This window comes from Tateyamaria sp. LSS28 (assembly GCF_059611725.1).
This window is the reverse complement of sequence record NZ_JCAPFI010000003.1, coordinates 653,091-672,243: the sequence shown is the minus strand read 5'-3', so window position 1 is coordinate 672,243 and position 19,153 is coordinate 653,091. Positions and strand designations below refer to the sequence as shown.

The 19,153-nt window shown below is 61.6% G+C and carries 19 protein-coding genes and 1 tRNA gene; 11 read left to right on the top strand and 9 right to left on the bottom strand.

Annotated elements, in window-relative coordinates:
• Window positions 1-94 precede the first annotated feature (94 nt).
• The gene (locus AC53L6_RS11940; RefSeq protein ID WP_496907993.1) at window positions 95-850 is read right to left on the bottom strand and encodes a COG3904 family protein; all 756 of its coding nucleotides are present in this window, start codon (window positions 848-850) and stop codon (window positions 95-97) included.
• A complete protein-coding gene (locus AC53L6_RS11935) occupies window positions 847-2,124 on the bottom strand; it encodes a hypothetical protein (RefSeq protein WP_299598018.1) in 1,278 nt (425 codons plus the stop codon). The genes AC53L6_RS11940 and AC53L6_RS11935 overlap by 4 nt, the downstream gene beginning before the upstream one ends.
• A 107-nt stretch (window positions 2,125-2,231) precedes the next feature.
• On the opposite strand from AC53L6_RS11935, the gene AC53L6_RS11930 reads away from it, so the two are divergent.
• Both AC53L6_RS11930 and AC53L6_RS11925 read left to right on the top strand, forming a co-directional pair.
• Window positions 2,232-2,693 carry an MmcB family DNA repair protein gene (locus tag AC53L6_RS11930; RefSeq protein ID WP_299742384.1) on the top strand — a complete coding sequence of 154 codons (462 nt, stop codon included), beginning with the start codon at window positions 2,232-2,234 and terminating at the stop codon, window positions 2,691-2,693.
• Between the two features lie 220 nt (window positions 2,694-2,913).
• Entirely contained in the window at window positions 2,914-3,966 is a 1,053-nt protein-coding gene (locus AC53L6_RS11925; protein WP_496907992.1) for a hypothetical protein, read from the top strand.
• Window positions 3,967-4,121: 155 nt separating this feature from the next.
• On the opposite strand, the gene AC53L6_RS11920 is transcribed toward AC53L6_RS11925, so the two are convergent.
• A complete protein-coding gene (locus tag AC53L6_RS11920) occupies window positions 4,122-4,310 on the bottom strand; it encodes a DUF6324 family protein (protein WP_299201024.1) in 189 nt (62 codons plus the stop codon).
• A gap of 81 nt (window positions 4,311-4,391) precedes the next feature.
• Between AC53L6_RS11920 and AC53L6_RS11915 the strand changes: the two genes are divergently transcribed.
• Both AC53L6_RS11915 and AC53L6_RS11910 read left to right on the top strand, forming a co-directional pair.
• Window positions 4,392-4,874 carry a GNAT family N-acetyltransferase gene (locus AC53L6_RS11915; protein WP_496907991.1) on the top strand — a complete coding sequence of 161 codons (483 nt, stop codon included), beginning with the start codon at window positions 4,392-4,394 and terminating at the stop codon, window positions 4,872-4,874.
• Between the two features lie 43 nt (window positions 4,875-4,917).
• Window positions 4,918-4,994, top strand: a tRNA-His gene (locus AC53L6_RS11910).
• Window positions 4,995-5,164: 170 nt separating this feature from the next.
• Here AC53L6_RS11910 and AC53L6_RS11905 read toward each other — a convergent pair.
• Entirely contained in the window at window positions 5,165-5,455 is a 291-nt protein-coding gene (locus AC53L6_RS11905) for a DUF6476 family protein (RefSeq protein WP_299598006.1), read from the bottom strand.
• Here AC53L6_RS11905 and AC53L6_RS11900 point away from each other — a divergent pair.
• From AC53L6_RS11900 to AC53L6_RS11885, 4 genes are all read left to right on the top strand, one after another.
• The gene (locus tag AC53L6_RS11900; RefSeq protein WP_496907990.1) at window positions 5,454-6,479 is read left to right on the top strand and encodes an RluA family pseudouridine synthase; all 1,026 of its coding nucleotides are present in this window, start codon (window positions 5,454-5,456) and stop codon (window positions 6,477-6,479) included. The two genes, AC53L6_RS11905 and AC53L6_RS11900, sit on opposite strands and share 2 nt — an antisense overlap.
• A 210-nt stretch (window positions 6,480-6,689) precedes the next feature.
• Window positions 6,690-7,586: an RNA polymerase sigma factor RpoH gene (gene rpoH / locus AC53L6_RS11895; RefSeq protein ID WP_299201017.1), complete on the top strand. Its 897-nt coding sequence runs from the start codon at window positions 6,690-6,692 to the stop codon at window positions 7,584-7,586.
• Between the two features lie 149 nt (window positions 7,587-7,735).
• On the top strand, window positions 7,736-8,053 hold the full coding sequence (locus AC53L6_RS11890) for a hypothetical protein (RefSeq protein WP_299742372.1): 318 nt from the start codon (window positions 7,736-7,738) through the stop codon (window positions 8,051-8,053).
• Window positions 8,050-10,125: an SUMF1/EgtB/PvdO family nonheme iron enzyme gene (locus AC53L6_RS11885; protein ID WP_496907989.1), complete on the top strand. Its 2,076-nt coding sequence runs from the start codon at window positions 8,050-8,052 to the stop codon at window positions 10,123-10,125. Before AC53L6_RS11890 ends, AC53L6_RS11885 begins: the two co-directional genes overlap by 4 nt.
• On the opposite strand, the gene AC53L6_RS11880 is transcribed toward AC53L6_RS11885, so the two are convergent.
• Window positions 10,126-11,301 (bottom strand): dipeptidase, encoded by a 1,176-nt coding sequence (locus AC53L6_RS11880; RefSeq protein WP_496907988.1) that lies wholly within the window; start codon window positions 11,299-11,301, stop codon window positions 10,126-10,128.
• A 146-nt stretch (window positions 11,302-11,447) separates the two neighbouring features.
• Here AC53L6_RS11880 and AC53L6_RS11875 point away from each other — a divergent pair, with 146 nt between their 5' ends.
• The 3 genes from AC53L6_RS11875 (at window position 11,448) to AC53L6_RS11865 (ending at window position 13,705) form a co-directional block, all read left to right on the top strand.
• Window positions 11,448-12,449: a Gfo/Idh/MocA family protein gene (locus AC53L6_RS11875; protein WP_496907987.1), complete on the top strand. Its 1,002-nt coding sequence runs from the start codon at window positions 11,448-11,450 to the stop codon at window positions 12,447-12,449.
• 48 nt (window positions 12,450-12,497) lie between these two features.
• Window positions 12,498-12,767 (top strand): DksA/TraR family C4-type zinc finger protein, encoded by a 270-nt coding sequence (locus AC53L6_RS11870; RefSeq protein ID WP_496907986.1) that lies wholly within the window; start codon window positions 12,498-12,500, stop codon window positions 12,765-12,767.
• 92 nt (window positions 12,768-12,859) lie between these two features.
• Window positions 12,860-13,705 (top strand): alpha/beta fold hydrolase, encoded by an 846-nt coding sequence (locus AC53L6_RS11865; RefSeq protein ID WP_299200980.1) that lies wholly within the window; start codon window positions 12,860-12,862, stop codon window positions 13,703-13,705.
• 21 nt (window positions 13,706-13,726) lie between these two features.
• Here AC53L6_RS11865 and AC53L6_RS11860 read toward each other — a convergent pair whose 3' ends face one another.
• From AC53L6_RS11860 to AC53L6_RS11845, 4 genes are all read right to left on the bottom strand, one after another.
• Window positions 13,727-15,547 (bottom strand): M3 family oligoendopeptidase, encoded by a 1,821-nt coding sequence (locus AC53L6_RS11860; protein ID WP_496907985.1) that lies wholly within the window; start codon window positions 15,545-15,547, stop codon window positions 13,727-13,729.
• 140 nt (window positions 15,548-15,687) lie between these two features.
• The gene (locus AC53L6_RS11855; protein WP_496907984.1) at window positions 15,688-16,545 is read right to left on the bottom strand and encodes an amidohydrolase family protein; all 858 of its coding nucleotides are present in this window, start codon (window positions 16,543-16,545) and stop codon (window positions 15,688-15,690) included.
• Window positions 16,538-18,130: an ATP-dependent DNA ligase gene (locus AC53L6_RS11850; RefSeq protein WP_496907983.1), complete on the bottom strand. Its 1,593-nt coding sequence runs from the start codon at window positions 18,128-18,130 to the stop codon at window positions 16,538-16,540. Before AC53L6_RS11850 ends, AC53L6_RS11855 begins: the two co-directional genes overlap by 8 nt.
• Complete coding sequence (locus AC53L6_RS11845; RefSeq protein WP_496907982.1) at window positions 18,127-19,131, bottom strand: ligase-associated DNA damage response exonuclease; 1,005 nt, start codon at window positions 19,129-19,131, stop codon at window positions 18,127-18,129. The genes AC53L6_RS11850 and AC53L6_RS11845 overlap by 4 nt, the downstream gene beginning before the upstream one ends.
• Between the last annotated feature and the right edge of the window lie 22 nt (window positions 19,132-19,153).

The window sequence follows — 19,153 nt, the reverse complement described above, 5'->3', positions numbered from 1 at the left end:
CTCACATATGATGCCATTTGGTATCATATTAATGAGATACCCTTTGGTATCATGTCAAGTCGCTTAAATCCGTACGCAGGTCGGGTGCGCTAAGCTATTCAGAAGATTGCGTAAATCCGTATGTCTCAAGTTCCTCCGGCAGGAGGACATAGATCTGGTCTGGTGGCGTCGACAGGGCGTGTTGCATCACGAGCAGGTCGATTCCCATCTCGTTGAGGTAGGTCATCACCTCGGCCTGACCGCGTTGGATGTCTTCGACCGCGAAGGCGGCGGGCAGGAAGGTGTTCTGGCCGAAATAGTGTTGGTGCACGCCGACCGATGCCGCGTCGTCGATGGTTCGTATCGTCCCAGCCGCCAGCAGGTAGGGGCAGGCGGAATAGCAGAATTCGCCTGCGAGCATTTGGGTGCCGATCCCTTCACGCCGGATCACGCGCCCCAGTGCGAGCGCATCATGGACCGACCCTCCGGGGCTTTGCAGGATCAGCGTTTCGGGGGCGGGGTCAGCCTGCGCGATAAGGTCCGCGAGCCGGTCGGCGTCGCCTGCGCTGATCTCGCCCTCGAGCCGGTAGGTGGTGCCGCTGGCCTGTGTCAGCACCAGTCGGTTGGGCAATTCGCCGGGATCGCGGGCGGGTTGGGTGACGGGGCGGTCGCGGTCGGGGCGGAAGGTGCGGCGCTGGTCGCCGGGGCGCACCGGTTCTGTCAGCCGTGGGGCATCGGGGCCAAAGCTGGGCAGGCGCAGGCCCTGCATGTCGCCAAGGATCAGCAGCCCGCCGATCCCCAGTTGAAAGATCAGCACCCCCATCAGCACGCGCGCGATGGGATTGCGCTGCTTGCCCGTGGCGGTCGTCATTCGGCGACCCGTTTGGGTGGGGTTGGGGCCTTCACCGGCTCGGCCGGCGCGGTCATCGTGGTTTCGACGTCGCGCAGGGCCACCATGGCTGCGCGCAGTTCGGCCAGTGTCAACGTGTCCTCGACCGCCGCCCCTTCGCGTCCGCCGCGGATGGCGGATTGGGTGATGGCCAGGATGAACACCAGGACGGCGGGCAACAGGTCGATGGCGATGGCCCCTGCCCAGGAGGGCACGAAATTGCGGGCGTAGAGGATGACCGCGTCGGCGGAGGAGATCGGCGTGTAGGTCACATCGGTGGCTGGTTCCAGCGCCTGTACCGTCTGGGCGGCTCGTTCGAGCGTGGTGGCGCGTTGGGCCAGCACTTCGAGCACCGAGGTGATGGTCGCTGCCTGATCGGTGCGCCCCTGTTCGGTTGTGCTGTCAAGCTCGGGCAGGACAACCGAGGCGGCAAGGTCCTGGGCTGCGCGTTCGACAAGCGGAGCCACCGAGAGCTGGCGGATCTGCGTGATCAGGCCCGCGAGCCGCACCGCCTGTTCCGAGAATTCGACGCTGCGCGCCTCGACCGGGCCGGGTTCGACGGTGAGCGCGCGCATGCGGGAGAGGATCACGTTGCCCTCGGCAAAGGCGCTTTCGACAAGCGGGGTTTGCGCGCTGATTTGCCCTTCAAGCCCGGACAGTTCGGCGGCTTTCTGGCGCAACACGCGGAAGACCGCGCCGCGGCCTGCGAGGCCGGAGAGTGCGCCGGCGGCTTCCTGTTCGGAGAGGTCTTCGAACGACTGGCGGACGCGGGCCACGTCGCGTTCGAGGGATTGGCCTGTCAGCGCGACTTCGTGCGCGCGTTCGAGGCTGTTCTGGTAGTCCTGCACGGTTTTGGCGAGGTGCTGTTCGACGGCAGCCGATCCGGCGAGGGCTGCGGCGTTGAGCCAGGATGACATGGCCACGATGGCGAGCGATCCGACCCCCATGGCCACGATCAGTCCGATGCGGGCGCGGGCCGAGCGGACGGCGGGAAACAGGCGCATCATGTAGGACCAGAAGACGAAGATGCCGACCGACACGGCGACCGAGTAGGCGATGGCGGCAAAGACCGACATGGCGCCGTTTTCATCCAGAAGGGACGAGACCCCCAGATAGGTGTAGATGCCCGACGCGACGGCCAGCACGCCAAGTGCCGTGCCTGAGAATGTGTCGAGCCAACCGAGGTGCCCCTCAAGCTCGCGGGCGTAGCGGACCCCGCGGGCCTGCCCCTGGGTCAGGCGTGTCTCATCACTCATGAACGGTCCCTTCGTGCTGTCGGCTAAAGGTAGGCGCAGGACAGCGGAGCGCCAAGGGGAAAGCCCGCTCTTGCGTTTGTTCAGGTTTTGTTCATATTCTCGATCTTATGCAAACCACACTTGATCCCGCCACGATGATGCCCGGCCAGTTGCTGGCCCGGGGTGTGTCGCGCCATCTGGCCAGCCTTGGTCTGGCGGCGGTTGAGGAGTTGGTGCCCGCACGTGGTTTGCGGGTCGATGTGATGGCGTTGGGGACGAAGGGCGAGATCTGGGTGATCGAATGCAAGTCCAGCCGCGCAGATTTCATGTCCGACCACAAGTGGGAAGGGTATCTGGAGTGGTGCGACCGTTTCTTTTGGGCCGTGGACGGGGATTTTCCCGTTGATCTGCTGCCGGAGGGGACCGGGTTGATGATTGCGGATGCCTATGATGCCGAGATCATTCGTATGGCCCCCGAGGACAAGCTGGCACCGGCGCGGCGCAAGGTGATGGTCCAGAAATTCGCCACCCATGCCGCGCGGCGGTTGCAGAGCTTGCGTGATCCTGGGGCTGGGCTGGGGTGGTCCTGACCGGGTCCTCTTGCTGCGGCTGCCTGTAGAGTTGCAGGTTTGCGCGGCGATTTGTTTCGCATGTTGACGGTCGCTGTGCGGTCTTTGTCTGGCTTTCACGAAATTTTGGGTGGCTGATCAATCGGCGCATATGTAAATATGCACGTGCCGGTCCTCTGCTTGAGCGGCCAAACGACTGCGCCACATCCTGTCTGACCCCGCTCTGCCAAGGGCCTATGTGATGAACGTGATCCATGTCCCCAAAGCGATGTACCTGGCTGCTTTTCCGCAGATGGCGGTGTCACTTGCCAGATGCGTTTTGCCCACTGTTTTGATTGCAGTTGTGGCCCTATTTGGGATGGGTGACATGAGCAGTCGGGCGGATACGGCCGAGCCTCGCAGGCTTATGCATCAGTTGCAAAAAACACGGTTGGACAACCTGATCCGGCACCAACCGGAACTGGCGGCGCTTTTGTCAGGTTTCGGATCGGGTGCCCTGAACGCCGATGTGACAGACGATCGCGGCGTGTTGCATTTTTCCAGTGGTGTGGATGCGCCGCTTTGGGCGCGGGCGAGCGGGCGGTGGGACGACAACGGTAAACGGAAGGTCAAATACGGATTTGGTGCGATGGGTCTGCATACCTATGTCACGCCGACGCTTGTTGTTGGCGGCATGATCGAGGCGGATTACCTGTCGCAGGCGGGTGCCCAGTCCGACAGGGCGGGCGGGGGCGTGATGGCCGGGTCCTATTTCCTGGCGCGCCACGCCAATCAGCCTTTGTTCGTCGAAGGGCGTCTTTTGCGGGGGCGGGCCTCTCATAGCATCCGCGGTTCCGGTGATGGCGCGCTGTGGCCGGACACGCGGCGCGGTCTGGCGCAACTGAAACTGACGGGTCAGCTGCGCTACGGCGTTACGACCCTGACCCCGAGTTTTCTGGCGTCATACGCCACGGATGATGTGTTGCCGCGCGGGAGCGATCCGCTTGGGTTGCAAGGCATTCAACAGCGCCAGATGCAGTTGGGATTGGAGTTTCGCCACACGCTGCGTGAGGCGAACGGCGCCCCCATCATCCTGACAGGGGGCGGCGCATTCTCGCGGACATCGACCCGCCGCTTTGGGCATGATGCGTTGGCGTTGCCAGGCCAGCGCAGTGGTAGCGGTCGCGTGAGCTTGGGCATCAGATTTTCGACCCAGGCGGGCGGCTCGATTGCGATCGACAGCTTTTGGGGAGGTTTAGGGACGTATGCCCCGGAGAACTACGGCCTGAAGGCTGGCTACGACATTCGCTTCTGATCGATTGTCTGCGGTCGTCTGTGATCAGCGATTCTCGAAGGGTTTTGACGCGCTGAACGTCACCGTTGGATGAAAAGACTGGCACCCTGCGCCCACATGATGGCATCAAACGGCGCCGCGAAGGACGGAGCACAACAAGCGCACCGTACGCGGCGTTAGCGTTTCATGGCCCCGGCAGCTTTGGCGGCCGCCTTGATCTCATCCGCGATTTCATCGGCCTCTTCGGGGTCGAAATCCATTGGAATTTCAACGCCTTTCGCCTCGACATAGATGCGCACCATGCCCGCGTCGGTCGGGCCGATCTGCAGGTTGGCTTCGATGTCGCTTTCTTTGTTGATGCCCATGGTCATCTCCGGCGGAAGTTGAAGCCGGGTGCTAGCCCGATCGGGATTGAAAGGCAAGAAGGCGTCCGCCATGGTCATGCCATGACAGATGTGAGCCTTCGCCCGTTTTGCCCCGAGGATACCGATTGGTTGGTTGATCAGCACGACAGTCTTTATGCGCGCGAAGCCGGGTTCGATGACAGCTTTGGTCCGCTGGTTCGGTCCATCCTTGAGGCGTTCAATGCCGAGCATGATGCATCCTGTGAGCGTGGGTGGATTGCCGAGGCGGATGGGCTGCCTTTGGGGTCTATCTTTTGTGTGCGCCACGATGAAACGACGGCCAAACTGCGATTGTTCCTGCTTGTGCCCGAGGCACGGGGCAGAGGTGCGGGGCGAATGCTGCTGGATCAATGCATGTCGTTTGCGCGCGAAACCGGATATTCGGGGATGACCCTCTGGACCCATGAAAGCCACGAGGCGGCGTGTGCCCTTTATGCCCGTACGGGGTGGGATATGATGGCATCGAAACCTGTCCATTCCTTTGGACAGGATTTGGTGGAACAGACGTGGGTTTATCGCTTTTGATGGTCTTGCAATCGGTCGGCGGCATAGGTATTTGACGCGCAGTGCCGCCGTAGCTCAGTTGGTTAGAGCGCCTGATTGTGGATCAGGAGGTCCCCCGTTCGAGCCGGGGCGGTGGTACCATCCGCACTTTCAAACGAAGTGAGAAAGTGACGGTGAGGTGAGAGTGTTTTAGAAGAAAACGCGCGGCCTCACACCCCTGAACATCTAGGCGCTGCCATTCGCAATCCAATTGAGCGCCTTGCGGCGCGTTCGATGGTTTGCCTTGGCTTCCATTTCACCAAGGTAAAACCTCAGTCCAAGGTGATGGTCTGGCGCAGGGTGCCGGTGACCTGATCATAGATCAGGATTTCATCGTTTTCCGTCACGATCCCGAACCAATCCGATCCGACTGTGAAGGCCGTGGCCGTCGTGCCGTCAGGTAGCGTGACCTGATCGGGCAGCGGGAGCGGCGCGGGGTCGGCATTCAGCCGGATGACAAGCAGGGCGACCACCGTTACAACGCCCCCGATCATGATGATCGTCAACACCGTCACCAGCCGCCTTAGAAAGGTCAGGTTGGCCGGCATTTCTGGGGTGTCCATGTCTTCCACGTCCGTCTCCTTTGTCATTGCGGCTGATCCGCCCGCGCGTCTTGATAAGGCCATCGCCCGCGACGTGCCAGAGGGCGCGGCCCTGTCGCGCACGCGTTTGGCAAGGCTGTTGGCGGATGGAGCTGTGACCGTGGACGGGACAGTTGCGTCGGATCCCAAGGCCAAGGTGGTCGAGGGGGCCGTGGTCGAGGTCACTGTCGAGGCGGCCGAGGAGAGCCATATCGGGGCCGAGGATATCCCGCTGGACGTGGTGTTCGAGGATGATGACCTGATCGTCGTCAACAAGCCTGCGGGGATGGTGGTGCATCCGGCGCCGGGATCGCCCTCGGGCACTTTGGTCAATGCGCTCATGCACCATTGCGGCGATGATCTGTCTGGTGTGGGTGGCATGAAACGTCCGGGCATCGTGCACCGGATCGACAAGGACACGAGCGGGCTGCTTGTGGTGGCAAAGTCTGACGCGGCCCATCACGGGCTGTCTGCGCAATTCGCCAAACATACGGTCGAGCGCTATTACCGCGCGCTTGTCTATGGCGTCCCTGATGGGAACGATCCACGTCTGCGCGGTGTGAAGGGGGCGTCCTTTGAGCCGGGCAACGTGTTGAAACTGACCACGCAGCTTGCGCGCCACAAGACCGACCGGCAGCGGCAGGCCGTATTGTTTCAGGGCGGGCGTCACGCTGTCACGCGGGCACGGTTGGTCGAGCGATATGGCACGCCGCCCGTGTTGAGCCAGGTGGAGTGCTGGCTTGAGACGGGGCGCACGCACCAGATCCGCGTCCACATGGCCCATGCTGGCCACGGGCTGATTGGCGATCCAACCTATGGCGGCAAGCGCAAACTGGCCCGTGGCGCGCTGTCCGAAGCCGCTGCTGCGGCCGTTTCCGGTTTTGCGCGGCAGGCGTTGCATGCCGCGGTTTTGGGATTCGAGCATCCCGTGAGCGGTCAGATGTTACGGTTCGAAGCCTCGTTGCCGCGGGATTTTGCCGATTTGCTGGCCGTTTTGGAGGCTTGAGCGCCCAAAAACCGCTCGGTCAGACGGTCTTTACATAACCCTGTAATGAACAGCACATGCGCGTGACCGCACGGTTTGAGCCCTGCAAAACCGCTGTTCTGCATGCGATATTGGGGGCGCGACGACACCCGCCTCTTGTATGCGGTCGGTCGCCGTCCCATATGGAATGTTAAGCCCCTAAACATGAAACGGGGATACTGGAGGGACATTATGGCTAATTATGCAAATCTTCCCGCACCCACGCCGGAAGGCGGACTGAACCGCTATATGCAGGAAATCCGCAAATTTCCCCTGCTGGAGCCGGAAGAGGAATACATGCTGGCAAAAGCCTGGGTCGAAAAAGAAGACACAGGTGCCGCCCACAGGATGGTGACAAGTCACCTGCGGCTCGCGGCCAAGATCGCCATGGGCTATCGCGGCTATGGACTGCCGCAGGCCGAAGTTATTTCGGAGGCCAATGTGGGCCTGATGCAGGCCGTCAAACGCTTTGACCCGGAAAAGGGTTTCCGCCTCGCCACTTATGCGATGTGGTGGATCCGTGCGTCGATCCAGGAATATATCCTGCGGTCGTGGTCGTTGGTGAAGCTGGGCACGACATCCGCCCAGAAAAAGCTGTTCTTCAACCTGCGCAAGGCCAAGGCCAAGATTGGCGCATTGGAAGAGGGCGATCTGAGGCCTGAAAACGTCAAGCGTATTGCGACGGATCTGGGCGTCACCGAGGCCGAGGTCATTTCCATGAACCGGCGCCTGTCGGGCGGTGATGCGTCGCTGAACGCGACCGTCGGGTCCGAAGGCGAAGGGACCATGCAGTGGCAGGATTGGCTGGAGGACGAAACGGCGGATCAGGCAGGCGATTACGAGGCGCGCGATGAGTTGGAAGTGCGCCGCGAGATGCTGGCCGAGGCGCTGGACGTGCTGAATGAGCGCGAAAAGGACATCCTGACCCAGCGCCGTCTGGCAGATGCGCCTGTGACGCTTGAGGATCTGTCGGGTGAGTATGGCGTGAGCCGTGAACGTATTCGCCAGATCGAGGTGCGCGCCTTTGAAAAGCTGCAAAAGAAGATGCGCGAGATCGCCAAGGCCAAGGGGCTTATGACCCCGGCCTGATCTCTGGCAAATACTTGATTGAGGCACCCCGCCGGGTTCGGCGGGGTGTTTTCGTTTCGGCCCCTTTTCTTGCAGCGCTTTGAGAACAGAGCAACTTGAGGTAGGCTTTGCCTATTGTTTGAGTTCATTCATCAAAGGGCGGGGTCGCCATGCTTATCTTGAAACGATGGAGCGTCATTACGATCATGGGCCTGATCGGGCTGGCGTTGTTGGGGTATCTGATCGGGTCGGATGCAGGAGAGGCCATTCTGCTGTCAGAGACGCCGGACGGTGTCGTGCCGCAAGGTCCCGACACTGGCGGAGACATTGCCGCTGCCGTCACGGCTGTTGCAGGCGCTGTCACAACGCTGGGTGCGGCCGTCTTCGGCCTGTTGGGCAAGTGGACCGATTATCGCAAAGCGCAGCTTGAGGTTGCGGCCAAGGAGCTGGAGCTGGAGCAGAAGCGCCAGGCAGCCAAGGCTGAATGATCTGGCGGCTGGCGGTTGGTCTGGCCCTGTTGGCCGCACCGCTTTGGGCGGAAACGGATGGTCTGGACGAGGCCACGATACGCCCGGACGACCGGTCCGTCACCGAGCGGTTGCTGGTGCGCGCCGGGTTCGGTGAGCTGCAGAAAAGCTATGCCCTGATTGTTGGCGTCAGCGACTTTGATGAATTCACCGACCTGCCGACCGCCAAGGACCCGTTGCGCATGCGGGACTACCTTGTCGACGAGGCGGGCTTTGACCACGTGCATATCCTGACCGGCGACAAGGTCACCAAGGACCGGTTGGAAGAGTTGATGCTGGACGATTTCCGCCAGCTTGTGGGGCCGAATGACCGGTTCCTGTTCTATTGGTCCGGACATGGGGAGACATTGGGCCAGGGGCCGGGTGCTCGCGGCTTTCTGCCCTTGAAAACCAGCCGCAAGGGCCGGTTTTCGACCATGGTGTCGATGGATGATATCGCCGATTGGGACAGCTACATCATTGCGCATCAGGTGCTGTACCTGATGGACAGCTGCTTTTCCGGGTTGGTGGGGTCGGCCCCGCAATCAGATCTGGCGGACATCACCCGCGCCCAGTTGGGCGGGCCTGCGCGCCACGTGATCACGGCGGGGCGTGCAGATGAGCAGACCATCGCGGTGGACCAGTTGGGTGGATCGGTTTTTACCCACGCGCTGCTGAACGGGTTGCGCGGGGCGGCGGATGCGACAAACGCGCTGGGCAAGGACAACCTCGTCTCGGTCGGTGAGTTGAAATCCTATCTGGGTCAGGAGGTGACGCGTCTGCGCACGCGCTTTGGCTGGCAGCGGTCGATCACGCCGCAGATCCGAGATTTGACCGGATCGGATGGGGCATTCTTCTTTCCCGTTCCTGCGGCGTTCGCCCCCGAGGACGATCCCGAGCCTGATCCGCCCGTGTCGGATGGCGTTGCCGAGATGCAGCAGGCGCTGATTGATCTTGGCTATGACACTGGCGGTGTCACAGGCGTTTTGAACCTGAGGACGCAGGTGGCCTTGGTTCTGTTCCAGCGTGATCAGGGGTTGGATGAAACCGGTCAGGCCGATGACGTCACGCGCCGCGCGATCATTGCCGCCCTTGCCGGGTTGGCGCAGCCGCAGGGTGATGGGGATGTGTCCGAGGAGGACAGCCTGCCTGATACAGTGATGGCGATCGAGCGTACGGAGCGGGCTGCAATGGAACCCGCGATACCAGCACATCTCCCACCGCGGGATATACGTGTCCGACCTTGTGAGACGTGCCCGGAGCTGATCCGGGTGCCGGGCGGAACAATGGCTTATGGCCCGCGTCCTGTGGATGATCCGATCCCGTCGATCACGCAGGAGGTTGCGCCGTTCTTTATCTCGGCCACCGAGGTCACCATTGGCCAGTTCCGGGCCTATGCGGAGGACACGGGCGTTGCCTTTGTCGATGGCAAGACGTCCGAGGGGCCCAGTTGCTTTGACTGGCAGGAAGGCGACAAGCTGCGCAAGACTGCACAGGCCTTTAACCAGGGAAGTGACCTGAGCAGCGATCACCCCGTGTCCTGCGTCAGTCGCAGGGATGCGATGGGGTATGTTGATTGGTTGAACGAGCAGACCGATGGGCCGCGCTACCGCCTGCCGACCGAGGCTGAGTTCGAGCTGTTACTGGAACGCCAGTTGAAACACCGGATCGCGGAGGAAGGGTTCAACCGTGACCTCAACAACGATGCAGACGTGGTCTGTGCGCTGGGCAATTTCGGCGATGCGACGTCGCAATTCAGCTGGCGCAACCAGTCCTGCAATGACGGCAATCCGGGCGTGGCGCTGGTCGCGTCCTACCCGGCTGATGCCAATGGCCTGCACGATCTGGCGGGCAATTTGTGGGAATGGGTGGCGGATTGCTGGCGGGGCAACCTGTCTTTGCCACGTGCACTGGAGGGGTGCGAGAGCGGGACGCTCAAAGGTGGGTCGTTTGATGACCCGATCAAGAATGCCGCACCGGAGACACGGCAACCCGTGCCCGCAGACCGGCGCCAGACCAATATCGGGTTCCGCGTGGCGCGCGATCTGGAGTGATCAGTTCAAGCGTGCCTGCAGCACCCGCACCATGTTGCCGCCCATGACCTTGCCGATGGTTTCGGTGTCGAGCCCTGCCTCAAGCAGTGCATGTGTCAGGCTGGACAGTTTGGACGTGTCGAAGGCGGTCTTGACCGAGCCGTCGAAGTCCGACCCGAGCGAGACGTGATCGGCACCCACGGTATCGACGGCCTTGGCGATCATGGCGGCAATGGCCTCGGGCGTGGCGTCGCGGCACAGGATGTCGCCCCAATAGCCGAGGCCGATCACGCCGCCGCTGGCGGCGACGGCCTTCATGATGTCATCCTCGAAATTGCGGGTGACGGGGCAGAAGCCGTGCAGGCCTGTGTGGCTGACAATCACGGGCATGTCGGTGAGGGCCAGCACATCTTGCGCCACCGCCGGGCTTGCATGGGCGAGGTCCAGTACCATTCCGCGCGCTTCGATTTCGGCCACGACGGCGCGCCCGAACTCTGTCAGGCCCATGTCGCGTGTGCCGTGCAGGGAGCCGCCCAGTTCATTGTCAAAGAAATGTTGCAGCCCGATGATGCGGTGCCCGGCCTCTTCCAACCGGTCGAGATTGGCCATGTCCCCTTCGAGCGCGTGTGCGCCTTCGATGCCCAGTAGACCACCCACGGCGCGGCTGCCCGCAGCACGGGCGGCGAGATGCGCGTCCAGTTCGTCCCGCGTGGTGATGACCGTCAGCCGGTCGGGCATCTTGGCGGCGACCTTGTGCAGACGCTCGGCCTGATAGATTGCGCGTTCGGCTAGCGACCCCCATGTGCGGGGCGGCCAGAGCTGGCCGATGGCAAGGGGCGTGATGTTGTCGAAGGCGTCGGCGGAGTTCGCCTCGTAATTCTGTCCTGCAGGGGATTTCGTGACGGCGGCAAAGACCTGTAGCGCCACGCCGCCTTCGATCAGGCGGGGCACATCGACATGGCCACGATCGGCCCGTTTGTCGATGCTGCGTTTCCAGAGCAGGCTGTCGGCGTGCCAATCGCCCACGATCAGGCTGTCATGCAGGGATTGTGCGGCGTCTGACACGGGGTAGGGATCATGCGCGACAATTGTATTTCGGCTGCGTTCGACATGTCCCGGCGCGATGGCCAGAAAGGCCGTAACGCCTGCAACCACCAGAACCAGAAGCCCGATCAGGCCCCGTTTGATCCAACGCATGACGTATCCTCCCTTGGCTGGATGGTATCATAGGCCCGGGCATGTGGCGCGTGCCAGACTGACGGTGCGGCAGGCATCGCCTTGTGCCGGGATCACGGCGCGATATGGTAGCGCAAACGGTGTTGGATGCAGAGAGGGAGATGGCCATGAAAGATCCGATCAGGTGGGGTATTCTGGGGGCCAGCAACTTTGCTCTCAATGACATGGCCCCGGCCATTCACGCGGCCCAAGGGGCCGCATTGACGGCCCTGGCTACTTCATCACCTGCGAAGGCCGAGGGCTTTTCCGCCTTTTGTCCGGGCCTGCGAATCCATGACAGTTATGATGCATTGCTGGCCGATCCTGCGATTGACGCAGTGTACATCCCGCTGCCCAACCACTTGCATGTGGAATGGTCATTGAAAGCGCTGGAGGCTGGGAAACACGTCCTGTGTGAAAAGCCGATGGCGATGGCCGCCGCTGAGTATGAGGCGCTGATTGCGGCGCGGGAGGCGTCGGGCTGTTTTGCAACCGAGGCCTACATGATCGTGCATCACCCGCAGTGGCAGCGCGCACGCACCCTGTACGAAGAAGGGGCCATCGGGCAGCTGATCCATGTTGAGGGTCTGTTCGGCTATGACAATTCGAGCGAACCCGGCAATGTGCGCAACCGGCCCGAGACGGGCGGCGGCGGTATTCCGGACATCGGGGTTTATACCTATGGCTGCACCCGCTGGCTGACGGGTCAGGAACCGGACGAGATCACCCATGCCGATGTGGATTTCGAGAATGGCGTGGATGTGCTGGCCCGCGTGTCGGCCCGGTTCCCCGGCTTTTCCGCTCATTGGGTCAACTCGATGCGCATGCATCCCGTTCAGGAGATGACCTTTGTCGGCTCTGACGGTGTGATCAAGCTGACCGCGCCGTTCAACCCGGCGCGCTTTGCCACGGCGCGGCTTGAGCTACAGCGCAACGTACATGGCGGTGCGGGCGGTGCAACGGTGACCGAAGAACGGTTTCCCGGTGTGGACCACTATGTGCTGCAGGTCGAGGCGTTTTCGGAGCATGTTCGGGATGGTGCGCCATACCCTTGGCACCTTGAAGATGCGCGTGGCACGCAGAAGGTCATTGACGCGGTGTTTTCCAAAGCCAAAACTACTAGTGGTTGATCGACCCTCTTTTGGGGATTCTTTTGGGTCGTAATATGGAGCGGGATCATGGCAGGGGGATGGGCCAAGGACGGCGCTGTGTCTGAACAGATCGAGGCCTCGATCTCGGACGAACTTGCGCGGATGCAGACCCGTAAAACCCCCGTTGGCGAAAGTCTGACCCATTGCGCCGAATGCGATGAACCAATCCCGGCAGCACGACGCATTGCCGTGCCCGGAGTCAAATTATGCGTGGAGTGTGTTGCTGAGCGGGATGCCATTCGTGTCCAGCGTGGCGGCATCAATCGGCGTGGGTCGAAGGACAGTCAATTAAAGTAAAACTTGTCTAATGCCATTGAGAAAAGAGGATTTTTAGTGCCGCGCGGCAGGCGGCAATCTGAAGTTTCAAACGATTAGAGAGTATGGTTCGCGTGTATATTCAACTCGATACTGCCCGAATTTTTTTTGATACTGTTGGCGCCCAGCTTGAGCTTAGCCCCGACATCATGCAAGAGCGGCGGACGCTGCTGGTGCTCCATGGGGGGCCAGGTTTCGACCACTCGACCTTGCGCCCCTATTTTGACCGTTTTGCCGATGATTTTCAGGTGATCTATCTGGATCATCGTGGCAGCGGGCGATCAACCGGTGATCCCGAGACATGGACGCTTGACCAATGGGCCGATGACATAGCCGCATTTTGCGATTTGGTGGGCATCAAGAGGCCGGTGGTCTTTGGACAGTCTTTTGGTGGCATGGTCGCGATGCACTATGGTGCGCGGCATCCCGATGGGCCGTCCAAGCTCATATTATCCTCCACCTGTGCGCAATTCCGTCTGGACGAGACCATGAATATGATGCGCAGACTGGGTGGCGATGCGGCCGCGGAGATGGCGAACGAGTTCTTTTCCAACCCGTCGCAGGAGCGTTTTGATCGCTATGCGCAGATATGCCTGCCGCTGTACAGCCAGACGGAAAACCCCGATGCTGCAGGCTTTCGCAAGCGGGCGATCCAGCGGCCCGAGGTTGCGGTCCATTTTTTTGGTCACGAAATGAAGGACATGGACATGCGCGGCGAGGTTTCCGGCATCACCTGCCCGACCCTCGTCCTTGGCGGCGCGCTTGATCCCGTCACGCCGCCGGTCTGTTCGGAGGAGATTGCGCGGGCAGTGGGTGGCAATGCGACGCTCGAGATGTTCGAGGGGTGCGGACACGGGGTGCACCGCGATGAACCGGATAAGGCCGAGCGCGTGATGAGGGCGTTTCTGGTGGGCGGCTGAGGGCCGCCCGCCGGGACCCTGTCAGTCTTCCATCGCTTCAAGTTCGTCGATGAAGCCAGAGATCATGCTGAGCCCCTTGTCCCAGAATTTCGGGTCCGAGGCGTCGAGGCCGAAGGGGGCCAGCAGTTCCTTGTGGTGTTTGGAGCCGCCTGCTTTCAGCATGTCGAAATACTTGTCTTCAAACCCTTCGGTGCCTTCCGCGTAGACCGAGTAGAGCGCGTTCACCAAGCCGTCGCCGAAGGCGTAGGCGTAGACGTAGAAGGGTGAGTGGACGAAGTGGGGGATGTAGGCCCAGAAGGTCTCGTACCCGTCCATGAATTCGAATGCCGGGCCGAGACTTTCGCCCTGTACGCTCATCCAGATGGCGTTGATGTCTTCAGGCGTGAGTTCCCCGCCGCGCCGCGCTTCGTGCAGTTTGCATTCGAAGTCATAGAAGGCGATCTGGCGCACGACCGTGTTGATCATGTCCTCAACCTTGCCGGCCAGCATGACCTTGCGCTGGGCGTCGTCCTTTGCCCCGTCGAGCATTTTGCGGAAGGTCAGCATTTCGCCAAAGACGGAGGCGGTTTCGGCCAGCGTCAGGGGCGTTGAGGACAGCATCTCGCCCTGACCGGCGGCCAGTACCTGGTGGACGCCGTGGCCCAGTTCGTGCGCCAAGGTCATCACGTCGCGCGGTTTGCCCAGGTAGTTGAGCATCACGTAGGGGTGCACGTCCGTCACCGTGGGGTGGGCGAAGGCTCCAGGGGCTTTGCCCGGCTTTACGCCTGCATCAATCCAGCCCTTCTTGAAGAACGGGTTTGCCAGCTCACCCATGCGCGGATCGAAGGCGTTGTAGGCGTCCATCACCGTCTTTTCCGCTTCGTCCCAGTTCACGATGCGGGGGTCTTCCATGGGCAGGGGCGCGTTGCGGTCCCAGACCTGCATTTTCTCGAGGCCAAGCCATTTGCGTTTCAGCTCGTAGTAGCGGTGGCTGAGTTTGGGATAGGCCGCGACGACGGCGTTGCGCAGCGCCTCGACCACTTCGGGTTCGACCTGGTTCGACAAATGCCGCCCGGTCTGGGCGGTGGGCATGCCGCGCCAGCGGTCGAGGATTTCCTTTTCCTTGGCCTGCGTGTTGTGCACGCGGGCGAAGGTCTTGATGTTGCCCGAGAACACTTCGGCCAGTTCGCGCGCCGCCGTTTCCCGTTTTTTGCGGTCGGGGTCGGTGAGGAAATTCAGCGTGCCTTCGATATTCAGCGCCTCGCCGTCGATGTCGAAGGTCAGGCCCGCGATGGTTTCGTCAAAGAGCCGTTCCCACGCGTCGCCCACGACACCGAGGTCGTGCAGGAATTTCTCCAACTCGTCGGACAGTTGGTAGGGTTTCATCGCTCGGATCTTCTCGAAGACCGGCTTGTAGCGAGCGAGGTCGCTGTTCTTGTCCAAGAGGCCGCTCAAGTGGTCATCTTCCAGCCGGTTGAGTTCCAGTGTGAAGAACACAAGCGGGGTGGTGAAGTTGGTGATCTTCTCCTGCATGTCCGACATGAATTTGGCCCGGTCTGCGTCGGTGGTCAGTTGGTAATAGCGCAGGCCCGCATAGGACATGATGCGACCGGCAACCTGATTGATCCGCTCTTGGCGCTGGATGCAGTCCAACAGTCCTTTGGCGTCCAACTGGTCGAGCTTATTTTCGTAGTCGGCGGCAAAGCTCTTGCACGCGTCCTCCAGCCAGTCGAGGTCGCGTTTGAGTTCGGCGGCATTTTCGCCCGTGTAAAGGTCATCGAGGTTCCATTCGGGCAAGTTGCCCAAGGGCTGATCCCCGGCAGAGGCGTTTGCGTCGCGAACGGGGAAGGGGAGTTGGAACATGTGTCGGCACCTTTGGTTACGTGTTGCGCCCATAGGTATGGGGCGTCGTCGGGAGGAGCAAGGGGTTCACCGCGCCCGGTGCGCGGCGACCGGCTGGGGCTCTGCCCCAGACCCCGAGGTATTTTTGGCCAGAAGAAAGGCTAAGGGGTGAAGAGGCGGTTGGGCGTGTCGAGGAAGATCTTTTGTCGTTCTTCTTCAGTTGTGATGGACGACAGGTTGTCGGCCAGTGTTGCGGCGTGGGGCATCTGCGCGCCGTTCAGCATGATGTGGGGCCAGTCGGAGCCCGAGAGGCAGGCATCTGGGTTGGCGTCAATCAGGCGGCGCATCAGAGGGTGGGTTTGGGTGATGTCGTCCGTCAGCCGGTAGGGAGCGGAGAGTTTGACGAAGGCGTGACCCTCGGCCAGCAGGGCACAGAGGGTGTCGATGGCTGTTGTGTTCGGGTTGAGGTTGGTGGGCCAGCCGCAATGGTCGATGACCAGTGGGACGGGCAGGGCGCAGATGTCGTCGGCCAGCTCCTCGATATGCTGGTCGGCGTGCAGCAGCATCTGGATGTGCATCCCGTGATCGGCCAGCGTGGACGCCATGGCCTTGGCTCCGTCCCATGTGAGCACGCCGCCGTGGACGTAGTTCAGGCGGACGGCGACAATGTTGTTGTCTGCAAACTGCTTGATGTCGCGTGTCGGTGCGCCATGCGGCAGAAGGCCCACGCCTTTGAAGCCCTGGCCCATGGCGCGTACCGCTTCGAGCGTCACGGTGTTGTCGGTGCCGTAGAGGATGGAGTGCACGATAAGGCTGTTTGAGCAGCCAAGCGCGTCCAGATGGGCGCGGTAGCGGGTGAGCCAGCCATCGAAGTCGATGCCTTTGGCTGGGTTTTCTGCGCGGGTGGGCGAGAGGGGGTGTTCGGGGCCGCCCAGCAGATGCACATGGGCGTCCCATGCGCCTGTGGGCAGTGCCGTTTGCGGGGCTGTTGGTGCAGGCGGCGGCAGGGCGCTATCCATAAATTGCAAGCATCTCGTTCAGGTCATCGAGGCTGTTGGCCTCTTGCACGGGTTTGTCGTGCCGCCACCGTGACATGCGGGGAAAGCGCAGCGCCACCCCCGATTTATGGCGCGAGGAGGCCTGTATGCCTTCGAACGCAATCTCGAACACGTGATGGGGCGTGACTTGGCGGACGGGGCCGAACCGTTGCTGGGTGTTCTTTTTGACCCATGCGGTGATCTTGCGGAACTCTTCGTCAGTGAGGCCCGAATAGGCCTTGGTGAAGGGGACGAGGTCATTGCCGTTCCAGACGGCGAAGGTGAAGTCAGTGAACAGGTTTGCGCGCCGCCCGTGGCCCGATTGGGCATAGATCATCACGGCGTCGATGGTCAGCGGGTCGAGCTTCCATTTCCACCAATCGCCTTTTTTGCGGCCTGTGAGGTACGGGCTGTCGCTGCGTTTCAGCATCAGCCCCTCGGCCTGCGCATCGCGGGCGGCGGTGCGGGTTTGGGCGAGCGTGTCCCAACTGTCGAACGGCACGGTGGGAGAGAGCCTGACCGGCGCGTCATCGGGCAGTGAGGCGCATAGGGTTTCGAGGGTTGCGCGGCGGTCCTGAAGTGGTGTTTGCCGCAGGTCCGCGCCGCCCCATTCGAGTAGATCGTAGGCGTAGAGGATCACCGGCGCTTCGCTCAGCAGCTTCTTGGGCACCGTCTTGCGTCCGATCCGCTTTTGCAGGGCGTTGAAGTTTTGTGGGGTTCCGTCGCCCCATGCCAGCAATTCACCATCGAGTACCGTGCCGTCGGGGATAAAGTCGCGGGCGCGGGAGAGTTCGGGGAAACGGTCGGTCATCAGCTCTTCGCCACGGGACCAGACGAAATGTTTGCCGTCGCGCAGGATGAGTTGGCCGCGGATGCCGTCCCACTTCCATTCCGCCTGCCAATCCTTTGGTTCGCCCAGGTTTTCCGGTTCATCTTCAAGTGCGTAGGCGAGGTAGAACGGGTACGGGCGCGAGGCATTGGCGGCGGGGTCATCTTCGAGGATCAGGCGTGCCCATGTGGTTGTGGCCGGGTCCCAATCGCCCATCAGACGATGGGCCATCTCGGCCTCGTCCTTGTCCGTGGCGCGGGCCAATGCGCGGGTCATCAGTTTCTGACTGACACCGATCCGGAAGCCGCCGGTGAGCAGCTTGTTGAAGAGGAAGCGTTGAGTGGGATCGAGCGAGGCCCAGGCGTCGAGAACGAAGGCTCTGCGGTCCGGTTCTTCGACTTGAGAGAGGTCGCGCAACGCATTGATCCAATGCGTCAATCCGTGATCCGTTTCAGTGTCGGGCGGGGGCAGGACCAGTGCGATGGTTTCCGCCAGATCACCGACAATGGGATAAGCCTCTTCAAACAGCCACAGCGGGATGCCCGCCACCTCGGCCCCCCATTCGCGCAGGCGCGTGGTGTTGACCGCGCGCTTGGGGCGTCGGCCTGAGAAGATGGCGATGGTCCAGATACGGTCTTCTTCGGGGGCCTCTTGGAAATACTCTGCGAGGGCTGCGACCTTGACCGTGGTTTTTGTGGATTGGTCGATGGCGTTGAACAGCGCGGCAAAGCGTTTCATGCTGCTTCGTCCTCGGCATCCTCGCCGCCGAACTCGGTTTGCAGCACTTGCGCATTCCAACCCTGATCATTCAGATATCGCGTGAATATTTCCGTGTAACCATGTGTGACGTATATGTTTTCAGCGCCGGTGTTCGTGATGGCGGACAGCAGGTCGGACCAGTCTGCGTGATCCGAGATGACAAAGCCGCGGTCGCCTGCGCGCCGACGACGGATGCCGCGCAGGGCCATCCACCCGGAGGCGAAGGCGTTTTCCTGTGCTCCGAATTTGCGCGCCCACGCGGACCCGAGCGCCGAGGGTGGTGCCAGAACGATTGCGCCCGGATGATCCTTGGGGTTCAGGTCGGGTCCTGCTTGCACAGTGTCTGGCAAGGCGATCCCCTGTGCCCGAATCACCGCATTGGTGTTCTCAATAGCCGTATGTGTCAGGATCGGGCCGATGTCGGGGTTCAGCATGGACATGAGCCGTTGCGCCTTGCCCAACGCATAACAGCCGAGAAAGGCGGTTTTGCCTGCTGCGGCGCACCCCGCCCACCAATCGTTGATTTGCGCAGCGATGACGGCCTGATCCTGCCAGCGGAAGACGGGCAGGCCGAACGTGCTTTCGGTGATGAAGTGGTGACATTTGACCGGTTCGAACGGGGTCGAGAGGCCGTCATCCACCATCTTGTAATCGCCTGAAGCGACCCACACTTCGCCCTCCACTTCGACTCGGATCTGGGCTGAGCCGGGCACGTGTCCAGCCGGGTGAAACGACACGGTTGCGCCGCCGATCTGTAACCGCTCGCCATAACCAATTGTGTCTATGGACACATCGCCGAGGCGGTGGCGCATTACCGGCGCGGCAATATCAGTGGCCAGATACGATTCCATCCCCCAGCGCGCATGGTCTGCGTGGCCGTGGGTGATCAGCGCCCGGCTCACCGGTTTCCACGGGTCAATGTAAAAGTCACCTGCGGGGCAGTAGATGCCTGCGGGGGTAAAGGTCAGTGCGCCGCTCATGTGAGCGAACCTAGCATGTCTG

What these genes read in the sequence shown, in the direction of transcription:
- AC53L6_RS11940 (WP_496907993.1), bottom strand. Translation starts at nt 850, where the DNA reads ATGACGACCGCCACGGGCAAGCAGCGCAATCCCATCGCGCGCGTGCTG.
- AC53L6_RS11935 (WP_299598018.1), bottom strand. Translation starts at nt 2,124, where the DNA reads ATGAGTGATGAGACACGCCTGACCCAGGGGCAGGCCCGCGGGGTCCGC.
- AC53L6_RS11930 (WP_299742384.1), top strand. Translation starts at nt 2,232, where the DNA reads ATGCAAACCACACTTGATCCCGCCACGATGATGCCCGGCCAGTTGCTG.
- AC53L6_RS11925 (WP_496907992.1), top strand. Translation starts at nt 2,914, where the DNA reads ATGAACGTGATCCATGTCCCCAAAGCGATGTACCTGGCTGCTTTTCCG.
- AC53L6_RS11920 (WP_299201024.1), bottom strand. Translation starts at nt 4,310, where the DNA reads ATGGGCATCAACAAAGAAAGCGACATCGAAGCCAACCTGCAGATCGGC.
- AC53L6_RS11915 (WP_496907991.1), top strand. Translation starts at nt 4,392, where the DNA reads ATGACAGATGTGAGCCTTCGCCCGTTTTGCCCCGAGGATACCGATTGG.
- AC53L6_RS11900 (WP_496907990.1), top strand. Translation starts at nt 5,454, where the DNA reads ATGTCTTCCACGTCCGTCTCCTTTGTCATTGCGGCTGATCCGCCCGCG.
- AC53L6_RS11905 (WP_299598006.1), bottom strand. Translation starts at nt 5,455, where the DNA reads ATGGACACCCCAGAAATGCCGGCCAACCTGACCTTTCTAAGGCGGCTG.
- rpoH (WP_299201017.1), top strand. Translation starts at nt 6,690, where the DNA reads ATGGCTAATTATGCAAATCTTCCCGCACCCACGCCGGAAGGCGGACTG.
- AC53L6_RS11890 (WP_299742372.1), top strand. Translation starts at nt 7,736, where the DNA reads ATGCTTATCTTGAAACGATGGAGCGTCATTACGATCATGGGCCTGATC.
- AC53L6_RS11885 (WP_496907989.1), top strand. Translation starts at nt 8,050, where the DNA reads ATGATCTGGCGGCTGGCGGTTGGTCTGGCCCTGTTGGCCGCACCGCTT.
- AC53L6_RS11880 (WP_496907988.1), bottom strand. Translation starts at nt 11,301, where the DNA reads ATGCGTTGGATCAAACGGGGCCTGATCGGGCTTCTGGTTCTGGTGGTT.
- AC53L6_RS11875 (WP_496907987.1), top strand. Translation starts at nt 11,448, where the DNA reads ATGAAAGATCCGATCAGGTGGGGTATTCTGGGGGCCAGCAACTTTGCT.
- AC53L6_RS11870 (WP_496907986.1), top strand. Translation starts at nt 12,498, where the DNA reads ATGGCAGGGGGATGGGCCAAGGACGGCGCTGTGTCTGAACAGATCGAG.
- AC53L6_RS11860 (WP_496907985.1), bottom strand. Translation starts at nt 15,547, where the DNA reads ATGTTCCAACTCCCCTTCCCCGTTCGCGACGCAAACGCCTCTGCCGGG.
- AC53L6_RS11855 (WP_496907984.1), bottom strand. Translation starts at nt 16,545, where the DNA reads ATGGATAGCGCCCTGCCGCCGCCTGCACCAACAGCCCCGCAAACGGCA.
- AC53L6_RS11850 (WP_496907983.1), bottom strand. Translation starts at nt 18,130, where the DNA reads ATGAAACGCTTTGCCGCGCTGTTCAACGCCATCGACCAATCCACAAAA.
- AC53L6_RS11845 (WP_496907982.1), bottom strand. Translation starts at nt 19,131, where the DNA reads ATGAGCGGCGCACTGACCTTTACCCCCGCAGGCATCTACTGCCCCGCA.